General features: G+C 35.7%; 17 protein-coding genes, 1 tRNA gene and 1 pseudogene. 8 read left to right on the top strand and 11 right to left on the bottom strand.

Annotated features, from left to right (window positions below; all coding sequences use genetic code 11):
- The first annotated feature begins 15 nt into the window (after positions 1-15).
- The 3 genes from COB47_RS02440 to COB47_RS02430 all read left to right on the top strand — a co-directional run bounded on the left by COB47_RS02440 (position 16) and on the right by COB47_RS02430 (position 1,444).
- Entirely contained in the window at positions 16-537 is a 522-nt protein-coding gene (locus COB47_RS02440) for a hypothetical protein (protein WP_013289824.1), read from the top strand.
- A gap of 168 nt (positions 538-705) precedes the next feature.
- Complete coding sequence (locus COB47_RS02435) at positions 706-1,062, top strand: hypothetical protein (protein ID WP_237698982.1); 357 nt, start codon at positions 706-708, stop codon at positions 1,060-1,062.
- Positions 1,040-1,444, top strand: coding sequence for a hypothetical protein (locus COB47_RS02430; RefSeq protein WP_013289822.1), 405 nt, complete (start codon positions 1,040-1,042; stop codon positions 1,442-1,444). Before COB47_RS02435 ends, COB47_RS02430 begins: the two co-directional genes overlap by 23 nt.
- Positions 1,445-1,505: 61 nt before the next feature.
- Here the strand turns inward: COB47_RS02430 and COB47_RS02425 are convergent, their stop codons facing one another.
- Together COB47_RS02425 and COB47_RS02420 are read right to left on the bottom strand one after the other, a co-directional pair.
- Positions 1,506-3,593, bottom strand: coding sequence for a ribonucleoside triphosphate reductase (locus tag COB47_RS02425; protein ID WP_013289821.1), 2,088 nt, complete (start codon positions 3,591-3,593; stop codon positions 1,506-1,508).
- 218 nt (positions 3,594-3,811) lie between these two features.
- Positions 3,812-4,486 carry a 4Fe-4S binding protein gene (locus COB47_RS02420; RefSeq protein ID WP_013289820.1) on the bottom strand — a complete coding sequence of 225 codons (675 nt, stop codon included), beginning with the start codon at positions 4,484-4,486 and terminating at the stop codon, positions 3,812-3,814.
- Positions 4,487-4,814: 328 nt separating this feature from the next.
- On the opposite strand from COB47_RS02420, the gene COB47_RS02415 reads away from it, so the two are divergent.
- The 3 genes and pseudogenes from COB47_RS02415 (at position 4,815) to COB47_RS02405 (ending at position 7,194) form a co-directional block, all read left to right on the top strand.
- Positions 4,815-6,050, top strand: a complete 1,236-nt coding sequence (locus COB47_RS02415; protein WP_013289819.1) for an LL-diaminopimelate aminotransferase — start codon at positions 4,815-4,817, stop codon at positions 6,048-6,050.
- Positions 6,051-6,063: 13 nt separating this feature from the next.
- Positions 6,064-6,383 (top strand): annotated as a pseudogene (locus tag COB47_RS02410) (heavy metal-binding domain-containing protein).
- Between the two features lie 22 nt (positions 6,384-6,405).
- Positions 6,406-7,194 carry a type III pantothenate kinase gene (locus tag COB47_RS02405; protein ID WP_013289818.1) on the top strand — a complete coding sequence of 263 codons (789 nt, stop codon included), beginning with the start codon at positions 6,406-6,408 and terminating at the stop codon, positions 7,192-7,194.
- 67 nt (positions 7,195-7,261) lie between these two features.
- Here the strand turns inward: COB47_RS02405 and COB47_RS02400 are convergent, their stop codons facing one another.
- From COB47_RS02400 to COB47_RS02385, 4 genes are read right to left on the bottom strand one after another with little or no spacing between them, the layout of a single operon-like run.
- Positions 7,262-8,254, bottom strand: coding sequence for a CotS family spore coat protein (locus COB47_RS02400; RefSeq protein WP_013289817.1), 993 nt, complete (start codon positions 8,252-8,254; stop codon positions 7,262-7,264).
- Between the two features lie 46 nt (positions 8,255-8,300).
- On the bottom strand, positions 8,301-9,269 hold the full coding sequence (locus COB47_RS02395) for a protein kinase family protein (protein WP_013289816.1): 969 nt from the start codon (positions 9,267-9,269) through the stop codon (positions 8,301-8,303).
- Positions 9,260-10,261 (bottom strand): phosphotransferase, encoded by a 1,002-nt coding sequence (locus COB47_RS02390; RefSeq protein ID WP_013289815.1) that lies wholly within the window; start codon positions 10,259-10,261, stop codon positions 9,260-9,262. Before COB47_RS02390 ends, COB47_RS02395 begins: the two co-directional genes overlap by 10 nt.
- A 56-nt stretch (positions 10,262-10,317) precedes the next feature.
- Positions 10,318-11,214, bottom strand: coding sequence for a DUF2156 domain-containing protein (locus COB47_RS02385; protein WP_013289814.1), 897 nt, complete (start codon positions 11,212-11,214; stop codon positions 10,318-10,320).
- A gap of 599 nt (positions 11,215-11,813) precedes the next feature.
- On the opposite strand from COB47_RS02385, the gene COB47_RS02375 reads away from it, so the two are divergent.
- The gene (locus COB47_RS02375; protein WP_013289812.1) at positions 11,814-12,686 is read left to right on the top strand and encodes a sensor histidine kinase; all 873 of its coding nucleotides are present in this window, start codon (positions 11,814-11,816) and stop codon (positions 12,684-12,686) included.
- Between the two features lie 63 nt (positions 12,687-12,749).
- On the opposite strand, the gene COB47_RS02370 is transcribed toward COB47_RS02375, so the two are convergent.
- The 4 genes from COB47_RS02370 to COB47_RS02355 all read right to left on the bottom strand — a co-directional run bounded on the left by COB47_RS02370 (position 12,750) and on the right by COB47_RS02355 (position 16,074).
- A tRNA-Ser gene (locus tag COB47_RS02370) sits at positions 12,750-12,841 on the bottom strand.
- Positions 12,842-12,891: 50 nt separating this feature from the next.
- A complete protein-coding gene (locus COB47_RS02365) occupies positions 12,892-13,869 on the bottom strand; it encodes a zinc-dependent alcohol dehydrogenase family protein (RefSeq protein ID WP_013289811.1) in 978 nt (325 codons plus the stop codon).
- A 75-nt stretch (positions 13,870-13,944) separates the two neighbouring features.
- Positions 13,945-14,838, bottom strand: a complete 894-nt coding sequence (locus tag COB47_RS02360) for a glycoside hydrolase family 130 protein (RefSeq protein WP_013289810.1) — start codon at positions 14,836-14,838, stop codon at positions 13,945-13,947.
- 207 nt (positions 14,839-15,045) lie between these two features.
- On the bottom strand, positions 15,046-16,074 hold the full coding sequence (locus tag COB47_RS02355; RefSeq protein WP_013289809.1) for a G5 domain-containing protein: 1,029 nt from the start codon (positions 16,072-16,074) through the stop codon (positions 15,046-15,048).
- 359 nt (positions 16,075-16,433) lie between these two features.
- Between COB47_RS02355 and COB47_RS02350 the strand changes: the two genes are divergently transcribed.
- Positions 16,434-17,039, top strand: a complete 606-nt coding sequence (locus tag COB47_RS02350) for a DedA family protein (RefSeq protein ID WP_013289808.1) — start codon at positions 16,434-16,436, stop codon at positions 17,037-17,039.
- On the opposite strand, the gene COB47_RS02345 is transcribed toward COB47_RS02350, so the two are convergent.
- A complete protein-coding gene (locus COB47_RS02345) occupies positions 17,007-18,701 on the bottom strand; it encodes an FAD-dependent oxidoreductase (RefSeq protein ID WP_013289807.1) in 1,695 nt (564 codons plus the stop codon). The genes COB47_RS02350 and COB47_RS02345 overlap by 33 nt on opposite strands.
- Positions 18,702-18,844: the final 143 nt, after the last annotated feature.

The raw sequence follows: 18,844 nt of genomic DNA, 5'->3' as shown, positions 1-18,844 counted from the left end.
GGGAGGATGGTTAATATGCATGCAGTTTATGCTTATGCAGGTTCCTCTAAAAATAATCAAACTATCACTTTTCCATTAAGTGTAAGTGGTGGTGGAAAATCTGGTGCGATAAATTACAATGCATCTGGAAGTGTACTTAAAACTGAAACAAAATTATCTGCTCAAGCAAATACCCAAAAAATTGGTGTAGAAGCAAAAGCAGGAGCCACATTAGTTGAAGCAAAGGCTTCAGTAGGAGTTGGACCTGTTTCTTGGAACACTGCACTTGCTCAGGGCAAAGCTGAAATTGGTGGAAAAGCAGAAATAAATTTTAAAGATGCTAATTTTGGTTTTAATGGAAAAGTCGGAGCATATTTAATTGATTGGAAAAACACCATTGGAGTCAAAATTGGCGGAGTTTCTGTAGAAGTAGGCGGTTCTTTAAATGCTGGTAGAGGTGGAGAGTTTAAAGTCGAGGCTGGTAAAAATGGAATTAAGTTTAAATTAGGTGGAACTCTTGGGATAGGTGGTGCCGCAATAATAGATATTAGATGGTAATTTAAATAATTTGTAAAATCACTTTATAAAGGAAGAGATACTATGAAATTAATTAGCAAGATATTCGAGTCTTTTTTTAAATATTTTGCTTTAGTTCCAGCTTTTATTGGTTTTATCGGGGGTACTATTCTTTCCATTATTAATAAATCAATTGGTGGTCTACTATTAATGTTAAGCGTTTTAGTTATCTATTTGTTTTTACCCGAATTAGCATTGCTTATTGGAAGACAGGGATTTGAGGAAGTATGGAAACAATTTGGTATTCAAGCAAAACCTGACTTTTTAAGATCTTGGAGACTAACTAGAATAGCGTTATTAATTTCTTCTTGTACAGCAGCATTAATTTTCATCCTGAAAACAATCGAAACTAAAAACTTCTTCTACCTTTTTGGTATCCCAATTAGTGGTTTGTTGTTTTATCTGGTGTTGATAGCAGATAAATTAATCCACAAATTAATATCTAAAAACCTGCAAAATAAAAATCTCGAGGGGACTGAGAAATTTGAGAAACCAAAAGCTTTCTAAAAGTTCTATAGTAAAACTGTTGAGAATATTTGTATGGACAACACAAATTCTATTATTAATCTTTGGAATATATTTTTCAATAACATCGAAGAATATGTTATTTATTGAAATATTTTTAATTGTTAGTATAAGCGGTATTTTATTTTTTGAATCCATTGTCAAAAATTTTACTACAAATATCCCTGTTAAACTTAAAATGTGGAATATGTCCAAAATATCATGGTTTATAGCCTGCGCTATCATAGCAGTGGTATTAGTAAACTATAAACCCAAAATCTTGTTGGCTTATATTCTGTTAGCAATAACCATAATAATTTTATCAATAGCAGCAGTCCTCATAATTGATATAAAAATAAAAAGTCGAAATATGAAAAAGAGCTAATCAGTGTGTGAAAAAACACATCTGATTAGCTCTCTTTGTTTTTAAAGTAAAGTTCTCATCTTTACCTTCTCACAGCAATCTTATACTCTTTCCTAAACTTAAACTCTTCCTGCTTGCCTTTGTTCCAGCACTGGACAGGTCTGTAGTATCCAACAACTCTTGAGTAAACCTCACATTCCTTGCCACATGTTGGACAGCTAAAGTGTTCACCTGCAACATATCCGTGGTCTGGGCATACAGAGAAAGTCGGTGTTATTGTGTAGTATGGGATTCTATAATTGTACGCAATCTTTTTGACTATCTCTTTGCAAACCTCAATATCATCAATCTTCTCACCAACAAAGCCGTGCAAAACAGTTCCGCCTGTGTAGCGAATCTGAAGCTCTTCTTGATGGTCCAAAGCTGTAAATATATCATCTGTATAATCAACAGGGAGCTGGGTTGAGTTTGTGTAAAATGGCTCGTCCTTGCCTGATGTAATTATGTCCGGGAACATTTGCTTATCTTTTCTTGCAAGCCTGTATGATGTTCCTTCTGCAGGTGTTGCCTCAAGATTGTAAAGAATACCTGTTTCTTCTTGGTACTTTCTTATTCTTTCTCTCATAAAGTCAAGCACTTTTATAGCAAACTCTCTTCCCTCTTTTGTATCAATACCAACGCCCATGAAATTCAACAGGCTTTCGTGCATTCCAACAATTCCAATTGTATTGAAGTGATTCTTCCAATACTCACCATAGCGTGCATAGATGTCGCGCAGGTAAAATCTTGAATACGGATAAAGTCCTTTTTTGGTAAGATCTTCTAATACCTCTCTTTTTATCTCAAGGCTTGTCTTTGCAATGTCCATGAGCCTTGCTAATCTTTCAAAATATTCATCTTCGGACTTTGACAGGTACCCTATTCTTGGCAGGTTAATTGTAACAACACCAATTGAACCCGTCAGCGGATTTGCACCAAAAAGCCCACCGCCACGTTTTCTGAGCTCGCGATTATCCAATCTTAACCTACAACACATACTTCTGGCATCTTCGGGTTTCATATCCGAATTTACAAAGTTGCTGAAGTAAGGGAGACCATACTTTGCTGTCATCTCCATTATCTTGTTTACAACCGGGCTGTTCCAGTCGAAGTCCTTTGTGATGTTGTATGTGGGTATTGGGAATGAGAATATTCTTCCCTTTGCGTCCCCTTCCATCATGACCTCAGCAAATGCCATGTTGAACATATCCATCTCGCGCTGAAACTCTTTGTAGGTTCTGTCCATTATTTTGCCGCCAATGATAACAGGCTCATCTTTCAAGGTGGAAGGAGGTACCAAGTCCAAGGTTATATTCGTAAACGGACTCTGAAACCCCACCCTTGTTGGCACATTTGTATTGAACACAAACTCTTGCAGAGCCTGTTTTACATCAGAGTATGTGAGCTTGTCGTAGTATATAAAAGGTGCAAGGTATGTATCAAAGTTTGAAAATGCCTGTGCACCTGCTGCCTCACCTTGGAGTGTATAGAAGAAATTGACAATCTGGCCAAGAGCACTTCTAAAATGTTTTGCCGGCTTTGATGCAACCTTTCCTTCAACTCCAGTAAAACCATTTAAAAGAAGGTCTCTCAAATCCCAGCCACAGCAGTATACTCCAAGCACACCTAAATCATGAAGATGAAAATCGCCGTTTATATGCGCCTCTGCAACCTCTTTTGGGTATATCTTGTTTAGCCAGTACTTTGAAATAACTGCTGTTGATATATGGTTGTTAAGTCCCTGAAGTGAATAGCTCATGTTGCTGTTTTCATTTACTCTCCAGTCCATCTTTCCGATGTACTGGTCAACTGTGTTTTCAATGTCCAAAAAGAGATTTTTGAACTCTCTCATATCCTGATGCTGTTTTCTGTAGAGAATGTAAGCTTTTGCTGTCTTTGCATGACCGTTTTCAATTAAAACCTTTTCCACTATATCCTGAATATCCTCTACATGCGGAATTGAATAGCCGAATTTTTGTTCTAAGATTTCAATAACTTGGTCTGTGAGCTTTTCAGCAATTGAGTAGTCAGAACCACCAACGGCCTTTGCAGCCTTAAAGATTGCATTTTCTATTTTCTTTCTGTCAAAGTCAACTATTGTCCCATCCCTTTTCATAACCTTTGTAATCATCGGTATCTTTCTCCCTTCAATTGCTTTTTCAGAATTTAAAAGTTTCTAAAAACTCAAAAGTCTTTTGATGAATCAATAACCACTATATATTGTGTCGTTATTTTTCGTCTAGCACAATATATTATATTCCAACCTCATTTCCAAATCAATGGGGAACAAAAAATTTTTTAAAACACAAAAGGCAGGCATATTTTAAAAAATTGGTGCCCGCCTTTTACTCAAGCTATTTCAATTGCATTTTTAGGACATATTACTGCGCAGCTTTCGCATCTTATACAGTTTACACTTTCAATGTTTCCATTTTCTTTGAAATAACAAACTTCTACTTCCATCGGACAATTTTTGTTGCAAAGCTTGCAACTGACACATTTTTGGGCATCTATCTTGAGCGTCCCTCTTTTTTTGCCCACAACTCCGCTGACTGTCCCCATCGGACATAAAACACACCATGTTCTTGCTCTAAACAAAATTCCCAAAATTATTCCAATCAAAGTTGTAACCCATAAAAGCATCACAACACCTTTTCCGAACCTCTCCAAATCTCCCCAACTCAATAAAGCATTCGCACTCATCATCACAACAAAAAATGTAAGCATAAATGCTTTTGCAACCTTTGATTTTAAAACTGAAGGAATATTTTTATTGAAGCTTGCCTTTGCAACAAACTCATCTAAAAACGCTCCTCTCGGACAAAACCTGTAGCACCAGTACCTTCCTTTATACAAGCTTAGCAAAACGCTACCTATCATACACACAAATGCAAACAAACCTACTTTCGGATAAAAAAGTCCGCCTATTAAAACTCCAAAAAATACAAAAGTCAAAAATATCTTTGCAATGTGACTTTTGTCCATCTTCAATCTTTTTTCATTTTTTCTTTCCAGAACTTCCATGTCAGATACCCCCTTACCTTTTTCTTTTGTATCATGTGGAATTCAGATATTCTTTATACCATGGGTAGGTATTGTATGTCAATTAGAAAGCCTTTATGAAATTTGCTAATAAATGTGAAAAATAAATTTTCTAAATTGCACAATCAGTTTAGTTTTGCTGTAAATTTCGAAACTAAATTACCCTTTCATAAATCTGATGTTTTATGTTAAAATATCACTAAATCTATTTTTGACCTTATCGATTTGGATCAGCAATAAAATTGTGAATAATAACAATATCAGAATACCATAAAACAATGCTATACCAAATTTTGAAGGAGGGATTTTGGTGGAAAGTTTTATTCAAAACATGTTCGCAGAAAGAATTGGCGGTAACAAGTTTGGTAAAGAAACAGTACTCTACAAGTTTGAAAAAATTAAAAGAGCAAAGGCAAAAGCAAAAGAGCTTCACCCTGACATGGAACTCATTGATATGGGTGTCGGTGAACCTGATGAAAAAGCTGACATGGGTATAATTGGAACACTTGCCTATGAAGCAGGAAAAGATGAAAACAGAGGATATGCTGACAATGGAATTTATGAATTTAAGGTAGCAGCCGCAAAGTATTTAGAAAGAGTTTACGGTGTCAAGGGAATTAACCCGGATACTGAAGTAAACCATGCAATTGGTTCAAAGTCAGCATTAGCACTTTTGCCCTATGCATTTATAAACCCTGGTGATGTAACAATAATGACTGTGCCAGGTTATCCTGTTTTGGGAACAATCACAAAATGGCTTGGTGGTGAGGTGTACAACGTCCCGCTTTTGAAAGAAAACAATTTTTTACCAGATTTGTCGTCAATCCCGGCCGACATAAGAAAAAGGGCAAAACTTATGTATTTGAACTATCCTAATAATCCATGCGGTGCTGTTGCAACAAAAGAGTTTTTTGAAGAGGTGGTAAAATTCGCAAGCGAAAATAATATCATAGTTGTGCACGATGCAGCATATGCAGCTTTGGTGTTTGACGGTTACAAGCCACTATCCTTCTTGTCGGTTGAAGGGGCAAAAGAAGTTGGTGTTGAGATTCATTCTTTATCTAAAGCGTACAATATGACCGGCTGGCGACTTGCATTTGTTGCAGGAAATGAGCTTGTTGTAAAGGCCTTTGCAGCTGTCAAAGACAACAACGATTCTGGTCAGTTCAAGGCTATACAAAAAGCAGGAATTTATGCACTGGAGCATCCTGAGATCACTGAGAAAATCAATGAAAAATATTCACGCCGTCATGACCTTCTTGTGAAAACATTAAGAGAGCTTGGCTTTGACGCTCAAAAGCCAAAGGGGTCTTTCTATTTGTATGTTGAGATTCCAAAGGGAATTAAGAATGGCCGAAGGTTTGAGACAGCTGAAGAGTTTTCAGAATACTTAATCACAGAAAAGTGCATCTCAACAGTTCCATGGGATGACGCAGGACATTTTGTAAGATTTTCTGTTACATTTGAAGCAAAGACACCTGAGGACGAAATAAGAGTTATGGAAGAGCTCAAGAAAAGACTTTCTGATGTGGAATTTGAATTTTAGGAGGTTTTTTTTGATGATTGTTACAACAACTCCCTCTATTGAGGGCAAAAAATTGTGGAATACAAAGGAATTGTGAGCAGTGAAGTAATTGTTGGTGTTAATCTGGTAAAAGATTTTTTTGCATCAATCACAGACATATTTGGCGGAAGGTCTGGAACATACGAAAATGAACTTATAAGGGCAAGAGAAGAAGCTTTGCAAGAACTTCAAAACAGAGCAGCTTTAATTGGTGCAAATGCAGTTGTTGGAATTGATATAGACTATGAAGTTTTGGGCGCCAATGGAAGTATGTTGATGGTTTCAGTTACAGGAACTGCAGTTGTTGTGGAATAAACTCTTTAATAGGTGAGAGAAAATGAAAGACAAACTTTTAGTTGTTGACATTGGCAATACCAATATTGTGTTTGGTGTTTATAAAGGAAAAGATTTGATAGCAAGTTACAGGATGAAAACAGACAAAGAGAAAGCTGCAGATGAGTTTGGAATACTTATGACACAAATGCTCTTTTACAATGGTATAAATCCTGCTGAAATAATGGATGTTATTATTTCTTCTGTTGTACCACCAATTATGTATTCGTTTGAAAGAGCAATACAAAAGTATTTTGGCACAAACCCTATGGTGGTAGGTCCCGGCATTAAAACAGGCCTTAATATAAAAACTGAAAACCCGAAAGAGGTTGGCTCAGACAGAATTGTCAACGCTGTTGCAGCAAATGAACTTTATGGAGGTCCTGCAGTAATAATTGATTTTGGAACAGCAACAACCTTCTGTGCACTCTCAAGAAAATCAGAATATTTGGGTGGTGCGATTGCTCCCGGTATTAAAATTTCTGCAGAGGCTCTTTTTTCTCATGCAAGTAGACTTCACAGAATAGAACTTCAAAAGCCACCAAGCGTAATTGGCAAAAACACTGTACATGCCATGCAGTCTGGTATCCTCTATGGTTATGTTGGTCTTGTGGATTACATGGTAAACAGGATAAAAGAAGAGATGGATGAAGCAAACGCAAAGGTCATTGCAACAGGTGGTCTTGCAAGGCTTATTGCTGAGGAGTCAAAGACAATTCAGATTGTAAATCCTACTCTGACATTAGAAGGACTCAGGATAATATACTATAAAAATAAACAGATGTCAGTTTAAAAAATGCTAAAATAAACATGGGGCAATAAAACCTCAAAAAAACAGCAGGTTTTGTTGCCCCTTCTTTTTATATCTGTTTTTCAAGCCACCTGACAAAATCATAGTGAAATTCTTTTTCTGCAATAACTTCATGAAGCTTGTTTGTAAATGCTTTCTCAGACCAGCTCTTTTTACCATTATAATACCTGTTGCATGTTTTCCAATATCTGTAGGGAAAAAGCAGGATTATATAGACAAGTTCAAGCTCGTCTTTGCTCAGTGGCGATACATTTGAGTACCAGTTCAAGATGCTCTCACCTGTTTTTATATCCCAGTGAATCCTTTTTAATACCTTTTGCATAAAGCTTGTGAGGTCAACTATTCGAAGGTCATAGGTAAGATAATCAAAGTCTATAATATATACATCACCATCGTGAGTGTAGAGAATATTGTGGTAAGAGTAGTCTCGGTGAATAAAACCTCTTTTTTCTCTTGCCTCATCACAAAGTATTAAATAATTTGAATTTTTAAGTTTTTCAAGTGCTTCCTTTGCAAGGTCAAAATAATATGAGTATGTAAAAAGATATTCATAATCAAACATACTTCTTTTTCTATCTGCCATCTTTCTCATGCGCAAAAATTCGTTGCAGCGCTTTTCAAACTTAGTCAGAAGCTTTCCCAAATCATCTCTAACCCTTGCACCCTCAGGGACATTTGTATAACCTATTGATGCTTCGTGCATCATAGCAAGTTTTTCTGTCGCAGCTTTTAGTTCTATTGGATTTTCAAGTTCACATTCTCTTGCGTCAATCCAGTCTGTGAGGACATAAATCTCATCGTTTAACATTACATAAGGTAGACCTTCTTTGCTCAAGTTAAACCTGTCAATGTCTATAAACCCTCTTGAAACAAGGTGTTCTTTGCCCCCGTGAATAAACAAAAGCGTTTCCACCGAATAGTCTACTCTTTTAAAACATTTAAGACCACTGTCGGTGGAGAGAACTAAAATGTCACGGATAGGCATAAAATAAAAAACCTCTATATCAAAAAATTGAGTTATCTCCTCTCTCAGAGCAATCATAACAAAAAACACCTCCCATTAAAAACTATATGAGCAAACACCTTTTTTAATGCAGGGAGGCTAAAATTTTGTACTTGTACTGGTCTTTTTCACATATCTTTTTAATTTTCTCTTCAAATCCTTCAGATGCCCAGTCCAAATCTCTAAACCTAATAATTTTTTTGAGAAGAGAAAAATACTCATATGGCAGAAGTATCATAGCTAAGACTAACCATTTTTTGTAATTGTCATATGAGGTAACATAAAATTTGCTTATGCAATCTTCAAAATCAAAATTTTTATCTATTTTGAGCAGGCTTTTCACAAACGTGGCTATGTCCTTTTCACGGACATTTAGTTCTAAATCAAACATATTGGCAAGTCTTAATTTATCGTAACATTTGTGGATGTTGTAAATACCAAGTTTGCCATGTATGAACCTATTTTCCTGCATGCTGCGCGATATCACCTCAAGATATCTGTCATCTTCTAAAATTTCTAATGCTTTTTTTACATATTCAATGTTTGTGTCAATTGTGCTTAAAATAATATTCCTAAGCCTTTCATTCTTTATTAGCTGAGGATTTTCTTTTAGCTTGGTAAACATCGAATACATATTTCGTGCAGCAATCCTATCTTTTCCATATTGAACCTTGTATCGTGCACCTACAGCCGATTTTAAGTTGATAGATGCTGAATGAAAAGCATTTATAAACTCTACTAAATTTGCCAGTTGCTTTTCAGAAAATTCGACAGGCTCTTTCTTAAAATGTTCTATGAGCACATATGTGTTTCTGTTAAATATCAGGTAAGGACAACCATCTTTTGTGGGAACAATCTTCTCAAAATTAACAAATTTGTTGTCTTTCAAATGCTGATGACAGTGAAATATAAAGACAATTTCTGCTGGCGACATTTTGGTCTTTTTCAAAAGGTATTCTGACCTGATGGTCTTGACCAACAGCCCATCTTTGCTCTGTTTGAGAGTTTTTATGTCAAAGCCATAGTGAAGCTTAATTATATTCTTCAATGCCATTTAAAAATCCCTCCTGCAATCTTCTTTATAATCATCTCCTTCCCTACTTGTATTCTTTCTGCTCCTTTTAGTCTTTTGAGAAAGTACTCTTCTGTCCACGGCTGTTTTTCGAAATAGTACTGAAGTCCTACCTGCCAAATCTCCTGGGGGAAATACATCAAAATCCAAAATGTCTGCAACCAGAATTTCTTTATAATATTTTTATCATCCAGACATTTTAAATAAATCCGAAATACATTGATGTCCCAATCATTTGTTTTCAACACTCTCACGCCAAGGTTCACAAACTCATGCACGTCATAGTCTACCATCGCATAATCGAAATCTATGAGATACACCCCTGTCTCAGAAAATATAAAATTGTGATGAGCAGGGTCATGATGAATTAATACTCTTTGATTTTCTTTTTTGAAGTGCTCTTCTACCTTTTTCATCATATATATGCTTTCCACAAACCTGCCTTCAAATCTGCTTAGAACCTTCAAGAACATTTCATCAAAATAGCCAAGATTATCTTTTTGATGTATAATATTCTTCATCTGTATAACTTGTGAATACTTTCTCCGAAATACTTCCTGATAAGATGGATAAGAACTGTCTTCCATTTTTTCAGCAAAAGAAAGTGAAGCTTTATGAAGGTGATGCAAGACTGAAACTGCCACTTTTAAGTCAAAAACATTTCTAAAATCTGCACTCCTGCCATCTATCCACTTACATAGAAGATAAACCCTTTTGGGCCCATCTAAAAAATAAAAGCCACCATCAACGGTCTTTTGGAAATCAATCAGGTGGCTTTTGAAACTTGTATTTTTCAGATGTGAAAAAATCTTGAGAATAAAATCAACATGCTCTTTGTCAACTCTACTGACCTTCAAAAAATATTCTTTGTCATCCTTTGTCTTTATAAAATAGGCATTGGATTTTATCTGTTTTATTCTTTCTATCCTTATAGAATAATTATCTTCAACTAATTTCAGTTCAAGTGTCCTCATGAAAATCTATTTTTTTTAAAGCTCAATTTCATTATATGGTAAACCTGTATTGAGTGTTAATCAAAAAGAATGGTAAACTTTTCTGCAAATTTGAACGGATGGTAAGACATCTTTGCCTTTCTTATCCCCTCCTTCCCCAAATCTTCTTCACGGTTGACGAATTCAAAATCCTGCCAGAACTCTGCTAAAAATTTTTGGTTAACAAAAGCATAAAGTCCTTCAATATCCGGGTCTGCTTTTTCTATATGTATGACCACTGTATTTTTATTTAAAGGCTCCCCAAATGTGAAGGCTTTTATTCTGCCATCAATAAAAATTACCATACCTTCATAAGAAAGTTTATCAAAATTTTTTATCGCCCTTTCTATAGCCATTTTCTCAAATGTAAGTCCTATATCCTCCTTCCCATTTCTCTTTTCGTACCATTCACATTCAAAGTCCCAGCAAAGCTTTACAATTTCCTCATCTATTTTTTTCCACTCATATCTGTCTGAATAGAGTCTTAAAAACTTGTTAATATGATTTTTTTTGGGATGATATTTTTTTCCCTTTAGCTGAACCAAATCTTCAACCCTGTAAACATAGTCAGAAATGTCTCTTTCAAAAATACTTTCAAACTTCAATCCACACTCAGAAAGCATATCTACTGTCTTTTTAGAGGCTCTTTTTATAATGAAACTATATCCCTCAGATTCAAAATATTTTCTGGCTTTTTCAATAACAATAGGAAGTTTGTTTAAATCTATTCCAACAGGTCCATGTAAAAAAGGTGGCTGGTTGTACGGCTTTGCCATGATGAGCAAGAATCCATCTTCTTCGGTAAAATGAATATCATAAAAGGGATCCCAAATAAAAAGGTTTGTAAATGTCAGGTCAGCAATCTCAGGCTCAAAAATGGCAAAGTATTCGTCAAATATATGCTTGTTTGAAATATCTATTTTGAAAAATTTCATTCCTTCTACCCCCATATCGATACAAAAGTTTTGAATAAAGCACAAATAAAATATATAATATCATATAGAGTACCTTCGTAATTTTGAATAATAAAGGATGGTTAGGATGGTTACATACGCTGTGCTATATTCCTTATACTTCCTTAAGGTATTTTTTCTGGTAAGTTTAATTCTGAGTTTGTTTGGTATATGTTATAGCACCAAAAAAATTCTTGTAGTAAGTTTTATCCAGGCTTTCTGGGATACCATTGTCTTTAACAACCATATCAATCTTATGCTGGGACTTTTGCTTATGACACTGTGCTTGATACTTTTATATATCATGTACCTAAAGCTTCTACCCTTATATGGTATCATTTTAGGACTTATTTCGCAATCCTTGTGTCTCACTTTGAAGTTCGGGGGTTATTCAATTATAAGCACGCTCATAAGCAATCTTTCTTTCACACCCTCTGTATTTGTATGTGATGTAACCACGCTTGTAATTGAAATAACCATCATGAGTATCTTACTTACAGTGATAAAAAGCAAAAATTACTTAGTATTTGAAATTTGCAAAATACTGCCTACACAATCTGAAAAAGGGAATGAGGTCAACTATGAAGAAAAATGACCATATAAAGCTTTTGATATCAATGCTCTTTTTGCTTGCCCTTATTATGTTTTTGCTCATCTATTCGATATACTTTATAAACACAGAATTCATAAAACATCAAAAGATACCTCAGTGGCAAAGGACGCTTGTTATATATTCTTTTACTCTGCTTGCAATCTTAAACTTATATACTGTCAAAAACCTTTTTTCAGCACTAAGTATACTAAAGACAACGCAAGTTTATAAAGACAATATAAAATCATTGGACAATTTTATAAACATCTTAAGAGCCCAGAGACATGAGTTTAACAACCACCTTCAAATTATATGGGGACTTATTTGTGTTGAAAAATACAACGACGCTGTACGTTATATTGAGCAAATCAGCGAAAACCTCAAAAATACATCAAAATTTTACGGGCTTGGGTGTGCAGAACTTTCTGCTTTAATATTTGCAAAAAGTGCTTTGGCTGAGAAGTACGATATAAATTTTGAATTCCATTACAGTATAGATTTTAGCAACCTCAAGTTTGATTCTATGGATCTTATAAACATCTGCGGAAACTTAATTGATAATGCACTTTACTACGCCAAATCTTCATTTTCAAAATATGTCGGACTTAATATAGAAGATGAAGGTAATCAAATTGAAATCACGGTAACAAATTCGGGGTCATATATAGACAAATGTAAAAAGGATAAAATATTTGAACTCGGATACTCCACAAAAAATTCAAGCGGTCTGGGTCTTTTCATTGTAAAATCAACAGTAGAGAAATATAAAGGTAAAATTGATGTTTTTTCGGAATACAGAGCTCTTGACAAAATGGAAGAAGGATATACAACCTTTAGAGTAATCCTGCCAAAAAAAATATAACCTCTTCAGCTTTTCACTTGAAGAGGTTATATTTTTATTTCAACTAATTTATCTTTCATTTCCTGGCGGAGAAGGAGGGACTCGAACCCTCGCGCCGGTTTTACCCGACCTACGCCCTTAGCAGGGGCGCCTCTTCACCACTTGAGTACTTCTCCGCACCCTTTAAATGGCACATTAATTATTATACCCAAACCTTTTGCGCTTGTCAAGGTTGGACAATCACTTTTAGTTGATTCTCAAACTTTTTTGAAAGTGCCTCTGGCAACTGAGCAAGTGAAATTTTGTGTGTGACAACATGTTTTAAGTTTATCTTTCCTTGTTGCAAAAGTTCAATTGCAAGTTTTTGAGTAAACGGATTTACAAACGACCAAAAAATTTGTGCTTCTTTTCTGAACATCTCAAACGGACAAATTTCAGTAGCAACAAGCGGTGACGGTACAGAAAACACCAAAACTCTGCCACCTTTCCCTATCTTTTCAAATGCCATTTCGATGCTTTCTTTTGTCCCTGCACACTCTATTACCACATCAAAGCTTCCTTCTTTACAATCTTCATCAACAATATCTTTAACTCCATAATTTTTAGCAACATTTTTTCTAAAATCATCTACTTCATAGCCAAAGATATTGTCAACCCCATACATTTTTACAAGCTCAAGCATTATAAGACCAATCGGACCAAAGCCTATTATCAAAACCTTATCGGTGGGAAAAATCTTTATTCTATCAAGACCATGAAGACAGCAAGCCAGAGGCTCTGCCAGTGCTGCCTCAGCAAAATCTATGTTCTCAAATCTTATCGCCTGTTTTTCTGGCACAGCGGCATACTGGGCAAACCCACCGTTTATGTTCACACCAAGCGCTGTTAAGTTTTCGCAAAGCTGAGGCCTTCCACTTCTACAAAACTTGCACACTCCACAATAGATGTTAGGGTCAATGCTCACCTTGTCTCCTACATTGAAAAGCTTAGATTTTGTCTCAACAACAGTGCCACAAAATTCGTGTCCCAATATTATCGGCGGTGTGACTTTTGCAGACCCTTCTTCGCCATTGAATATATGCACATCTGTACCGCAAATGCCACATGCCTCAACCTTGACTAATATCTCTCCCTCTTTTATTGTGGGCAAGCTAACATCTTCTACTTTTAAGCTTCTCTTACCATAAAATATGGCTGCTTTCATTGTCTTTTTTAAACCCTCTTTGATAAAGTTTTTGATTTTCTATATATAAAGTTTACTACTTACTTGAAAATCACTTCAATCAAATTTTATCTTCTCTTTATTAAATTTTGCAACACCAATTACAGTATCAGCACCTCCATAATATACCCAGACCTCATCGCCAACCTCTGCATGACCACAGCTGAAAACAACATTGGGTATGTAACCATCCACTTCCCATGAAAGCTCGGGTTCCAAAATTGGTTCCGAAAAGCGTGACAAAATCTTTGTTGGGTCTTTTGCGTCCAAAAGTACTGCTCCAAGCCTGTACACATTCTTATGGTCTGCTGCGTGGTATATCACAAGCCAGCCAAACTTGACCTTTATTGGTGGTCCTGCAATACCTATACGACTGCTCTCCCATGAATTTTCTCTTACAGTCATTATTTCAACATGGTCTGTCCAGTTTATCATGTCATCAGAAAATGCAAGCCACATATTGGGATATCTTCTGTGAAACATGACATACCTACCATTTATCTTCTCTGGGAAAAGTGCTGCATCTTTGTTTGGCTCATCAAGTGCAATACCTATTCTCTCCCATTTTATGAGGTTCTTTGACTTTGCAAGCATAATTCTAAAATCGCCTTCATACCTGCCACCAAAACCTGTGTATGTCATGTAAAACGTCCCATCAATCTCAACTATGCGCGGGTCTTCAATTCCTCTTCTTTCCTGTTCGTTTTCTGCAACCATCACAGGCTTGTCAAGTCTGTAAAAGTTAATACCATCTGTTGACACAGCATATCCTATTGTAGAAACGTAATCACCATAGTCCTTATGTGGTGGAATGTTTGTCGCCCTGTAAATCAAATGAAAAAGTCCTCTGTGAAATATAGCTGCAGCATTGAAAACTGCTGCTCTTTCCCATTCATTTTCCTGCTTTGGCTTCAAAACTGGTTTGTCTGTCACTCTTTGAAGTTTAAACATAAAAGTATCTTGCGCCCCCTTTGTTTTTCACTATAATGATTCTCTTTTGAAACTTCAAAACATAATTTTAATTTAACTTTTGAAAATTTCAATTGAAAAAATAACCTGCAATTCTTTTCTTAAAATTTTCGAAAATGATATGTTGTATTTTTACAACAAAAGAGCCTCCTTTTTGTGAAGGAGGCCTCGTTTTCTTTTTCCAATTTTTTAATTTGCAAGCACATAAACTTTTACACGCCGCACACCAAATTTATACGCATCCTTTTCAACAAACACATCTATTCTGTTTCCCTTGATAGCAGAACCTGTGTCAAGTGCTGTTGCAAAACCATACCCTTCCACATAAAGCCTTGTCCCAAGCGGAATCACCCGCGGGTCAACCGCAACAACACCGCGCCGAACTCTGTGACCTGTTGCAGTTCTGCCATAGTCAGGGTGAGATGGACTTTTGCCTGTATCACTTGGGGTTAAAGAATATGCAGTTGCTATCATTGTATAAACCTTTCTGTATCTGACCACTTCTCCTCTTGATGTCTTGAACCATCTTATTGTTCCAACTTCAACAATTTTTGGCTTCGGTGGCTTGACAATTTTTTCACCAAGCAATTTCCTCTCAACCTCGTTGCCATCTTCCAATATGAGCTTATATCTTCTTTCTTTGATACCATCCTGCCCTTGCTGGACAACCTTTTGCTTTCCGTAGTCCATATTGTAGTTCGTCTTTGTAACTGTACTGAAAGGTATCTTTTGTTTTTCCACGACCACCTTCTCTGTTACCTTAGTAATTTTAATGACAGTAGGCCTATCAAGAAGCTGAGAAAGAGGAAGATTTACTTTATCTAACTTCCCAAGGACCACTCCTGCTTTTTTTATTGCATCCTCAACAGTACCGCTTGGAATATACACAACCTTTTCCTCGTCGCCAACAAGTATTTTCACTTCAAAAGCTCTCTTTATTATTATCTGGGTATTCTCATTTATTTTTGAGTCCAAAGAAGGCGAGATATAGTCATCTTTTGTCAAGTAAATTTGATTTTCTTCTAAGACCTCTCTTACTGTGGACTTAATTGTTTTATAATAAAACGTCTTGCCGTCAATTGTTATGCTAACCTCTTTCACAAGTGCCTGTGCAGTCATGGCGCCAAGCAGGACTGACAAAACAAATACAATGACAAAAGCCAGGATAAGCTTCTTCATATCCCTTGGCCTTGCCACAAGGCACCTCAGTTTATTCATAATCAACCTCCTACAAAATGGATTTGTTTTCTAAAAAACTTCTTTGTTATTTTAATTTAAAAAAAATTTTTTGTCAAATAACCTTAAAAGTCAAGAAATTTTCTTGACTTGCAATACCTTTCATATATGAATTTTATACCTTTTGTCCATACTCTATACAAAAATTTTATCAACTTTAAACTAATTTTTATGCCATTCTGTGCCTTAAGAGTATTTCATTGGTTTGAATGCTCTTTTTTATATTTAACAAAATTTTGAAAAGTCATATTAGCAAATCCAAAGTTTATCTTTCTGTTTATTCTATGAAAAAAAGAGTAAAATAGATAGTGTAAAAACTTGTTTTAAGAGATGATAGAAATATGATTGAATTTTTGAAATACATGATTGACAATTTTGGACTTTGGGGAATATTTTTGATATTGGCAATAGAAGGGCTTGGGATTCCTTTCCCAACACAGATTGCTTACCTTGGCGCAGTAGCACTTTTAAACTCACGCAAATTCACTCTTTTTACATTGATAATGGTAATAGCATTAGGAAATCTTTGTGGAAATGTTGCTGTGAACCTTCTTCTCAGAAGTGGCAGAAAGAAAATAATCAGCCTTTTTGAAAGGCTTTTGAGAATAAAAAAAGAGACGCTTGAGAGCGTCAATAACTTTTTTGTAAAGTATGGAATATTTGCTGTACCAATAGCAAGAATAATAGGAGTTCCACGCACCCCCGTTATTTTCTTGGCAGGAATTAGTAAAATGAATTTCTATGAATATATCATTTCTTCTTTTATTGGAAATACCATCTGGGCAACATTCTATGTGTACTTTTACTGGTACGGATTTAACTTCTTTAAATTCCTTTACAAAAAAGATATATTCCTTTTTTGGCTTGCCATTTTGGTGCTGGTTTGCATTGTGATAATAGCATGGATAATATTTTTAAAGGTCTGGAGAAGAAGGAGAAGAGTCTGAGGTATTTCTTTCAAGCAGCTGCTCTAAAGTCACGTTCAAAATACCGCCTGAAAGGTTATAAACCTTTCTAAACCCATTCTGCTGAAGGATATTTTGGGCAATATTTGAACTTACCCCACTGTTGCAGTATACAATTATCTGCTTGTCTTTTGGAAGCAGATTCATTTTTTCTTGCAGCATCTCAAGAGGAATATTTACAGCACCCTTTATATGCTTGATTTTATACTGATCAGGTGTTCGAACATCCAGAACAACAAAATCTTCTCCTTTTTGCATCTTTTCCAAAAGCTTTTCCTGCGTACAATTAAATTTTCTCTTGTCAAGAAAGTTTGACATAACCATGCCAACATAGTGAACAGGGTCTTTTGCAGACGAAAATGGCGGTGCATAAGCCAAATCAAGCTGGAAAAGATGGTCTGTTGTAAGCCCTGCAAAGATAGCTGTTGCCAAAATGTCTATTCTTTTGTCAACTCCTTTTGTGCCAATAATTTGAGCACCTATAATTTTTCGTGAACTGAGTTCTGCAATTGCTTTTATAGTCATTTTCTCAGCTCCAGGATATGCTGTTGTTATATGCGGTTTTGTAACGTGCCCAACTTCATATTCAATCCCATCCTGCTGTGCCATCTTTTCTGTGTAACCTGTTTGTGCAACTGTAAGGTCAAAAACTTTGAAAATTGATGTTGCCAAAATGCCACTGAACTTCATGCTACCACCTGTTGCATTTTCACCAGCTATTCTTCCCATCTTGTTTGCAGTTGAACCAAGTGGCATATACATAGTTTTACCATTTAGCTTAAAATACACAGAAGCACAGTCACCTGCTGCAAAGATTCCTTCAATATTAGTTCTCATATACTCATCAACCTTAATAGCTCCATTTGGTAAAAGCTGTATGCCACTTCCTTCTAAAAACTGGGTAGAAGGTCTTACCCCAACAGCAATTAACACAAAGTCTACATTCAATCTTGAACCATCACTCAAAATAGCCGTTGTTACTCTCTTATCACCTTCAAACTTCAACACAGATGTGCTGGTTTTCACTGTAATTCCTTTCTCTTTAAGATAGTTCTCAACAAGCCTTGCCATGTCACTATCCAAGTTTGGAAGGATATTTTCTTGTTTTTCTATGATAACAACATCTATCCCCAAAACCTTCAAAGCTTCTGCCATTTCAAGTCCAATGTACCCACCACCAACTATCAAGGCTTTCTTGGGAAAATAAGTGTTTATAAACTCTTTTATTCTATCTGCATCCTTGACATTTCGAAGGACAAATATGCCCTCAAGCTCTATGCCATCAATTTTAGGCACTACAGGATGTGCTCCTGTTGCAATAATTAACTTGTCGAAACCATCTTCAAAGGTATTACCAGTAGTTAAATCCTTGACAATCACCTTCTTATTTTGCGTGTCAACTTTTAAAACCTCATGAGCTGTTTTTACATCAACATTAAACTTTTTAAAATATTGGCTATCTCTTGGAACAATGTTTTTCCTGTTATCTATCACACCTGAAATATAGTACGTAAGAGAACAACCAGAATATGATATGTCAGTGTCTTTGTCATATACAATAATTTCAGCTTTGTCATCATTTCGTCTTATTTTCATTGCAGCTGTCATCCCACCTGCAACAGCACCAATCACTATATACTTCATCTTCTATATTTCACCATCCTATTTAAAATTTTTTTCGATTCTAATATACCCTTTTGCTATTCATTTAAAAACACATCTCTGTGTAAAAATTTTCCTTAAAAATATTTTTACAATTGCGAAACACAAAACCCAATTTTATGTGG

The organism is Caldicellulosiruptor obsidiansis OB47, assembly GCF_000145215.1.
Taxonomy (GTDB): domain Bacteria; phylum Bacillota; class Thermoanaerobacteria; order Caldicellulosiruptorales; family Caldicellulosiruptoraceae; genus Caldicellulosiruptor; species Caldicellulosiruptor obsidiansis.
The sequence above is the reverse complement of the archived record's forward strand: the minus strand, read 5'-3'. Positions and strand labels throughout refer to the sequence as shown.

What these genes read in the sequence shown, in the direction of transcription:
- COB47_RS02440 (WP_013289824.1), top strand. Translation starts at nt 16, where the DNA reads ATGCATGCAGTTTATGCTTATGCAGGTTCCTCTAAAAATAATCAAACT.
- COB47_RS02435 (WP_237698982.1), top strand. Translation starts at nt 706, where the DNA reads ATGTTAAGCGTTTTAGTTATCTATTTGTTTTTACCCGAATTAGCATTG.
- COB47_RS02425 (WP_013289821.1), bottom strand. Translation starts at nt 3,593, where the DNA reads ATGATTACAAAGGTTATGAAAAGGGATGGGACAATAGTTGACTTTGAC.
- COB47_RS02420 (WP_013289820.1), bottom strand. Translation starts at nt 4,486, where the DNA reads ATGGAAGTTCTGGAAAGAAAAAATGAAAAAAGATTGAAGATGGACAAA.
- COB47_RS02405 (WP_013289818.1), top strand. Translation starts at nt 6,406, where the DNA reads ATGAAAGACAAACTTTTAGTTGTTGACATTGGCAATACCAATATTGTG.
- COB47_RS02400 (WP_013289817.1), bottom strand. Translation starts at nt 8,254, where the DNA reads ATGATTGCTCTGAGAGAGGAGATAACTCAATTTTTTGATATAGAGGTT.
- COB47_RS02395 (WP_013289816.1), bottom strand. Translation starts at nt 9,269, where the DNA reads ATGGCATTGAAGAATATAATTAAGCTTCACTATGGCTTTGACATAAAA.
- COB47_RS02390 (WP_013289815.1), bottom strand. Translation starts at nt 10,261, where the DNA reads ATGAGGACACTTGAACTGAAATTAGTTGAAGATAATTATTCTATAAGG.
- COB47_RS02385 (WP_013289814.1), bottom strand. Translation starts at nt 11,214, where the DNA reads ATGAAATTTTTCAAAATAGATATTTCAAACAAGCATATATTTGACGAA.
- COB47_RS02375 (WP_013289812.1), top strand. Translation starts at nt 11,814, where the DNA reads ATGAAGAAAAATGACCATATAAAGCTTTTGATATCAATGCTCTTTTTG.
- COB47_RS02365 (WP_013289811.1), bottom strand. Translation starts at nt 13,869, where the DNA reads ATGAAAGCAGCCATATTTTATGGTAAGAGAAGCTTAAAAGTAGAAGAT.
- COB47_RS02360 (WP_013289810.1), bottom strand. Translation starts at nt 14,838, where the DNA reads ATGTTTAAACTTCAAAGAGTGACAGACAAACCAGTTTTGAAGCCAAAG.
- COB47_RS02355 (WP_013289809.1), bottom strand. Translation starts at nt 16,074, where the DNA reads ATGAATAAACTGAGGTGCCTTGTGGCAAGGCCAAGGGATATGAAGAAG.
- COB47_RS02350 (WP_013289808.1), top strand. Translation starts at nt 16,434, where the DNA reads ATGATTGAATTTTTGAAATACATGATTGACAATTTTGGACTTTGGGGA.
- COB47_RS02345 (WP_013289807.1), bottom strand. Translation starts at nt 18,701, where the DNA reads ATGAAGTATATAGTGATTGGTGCTGTTGCAGGTGGGATGACAGCTGCA.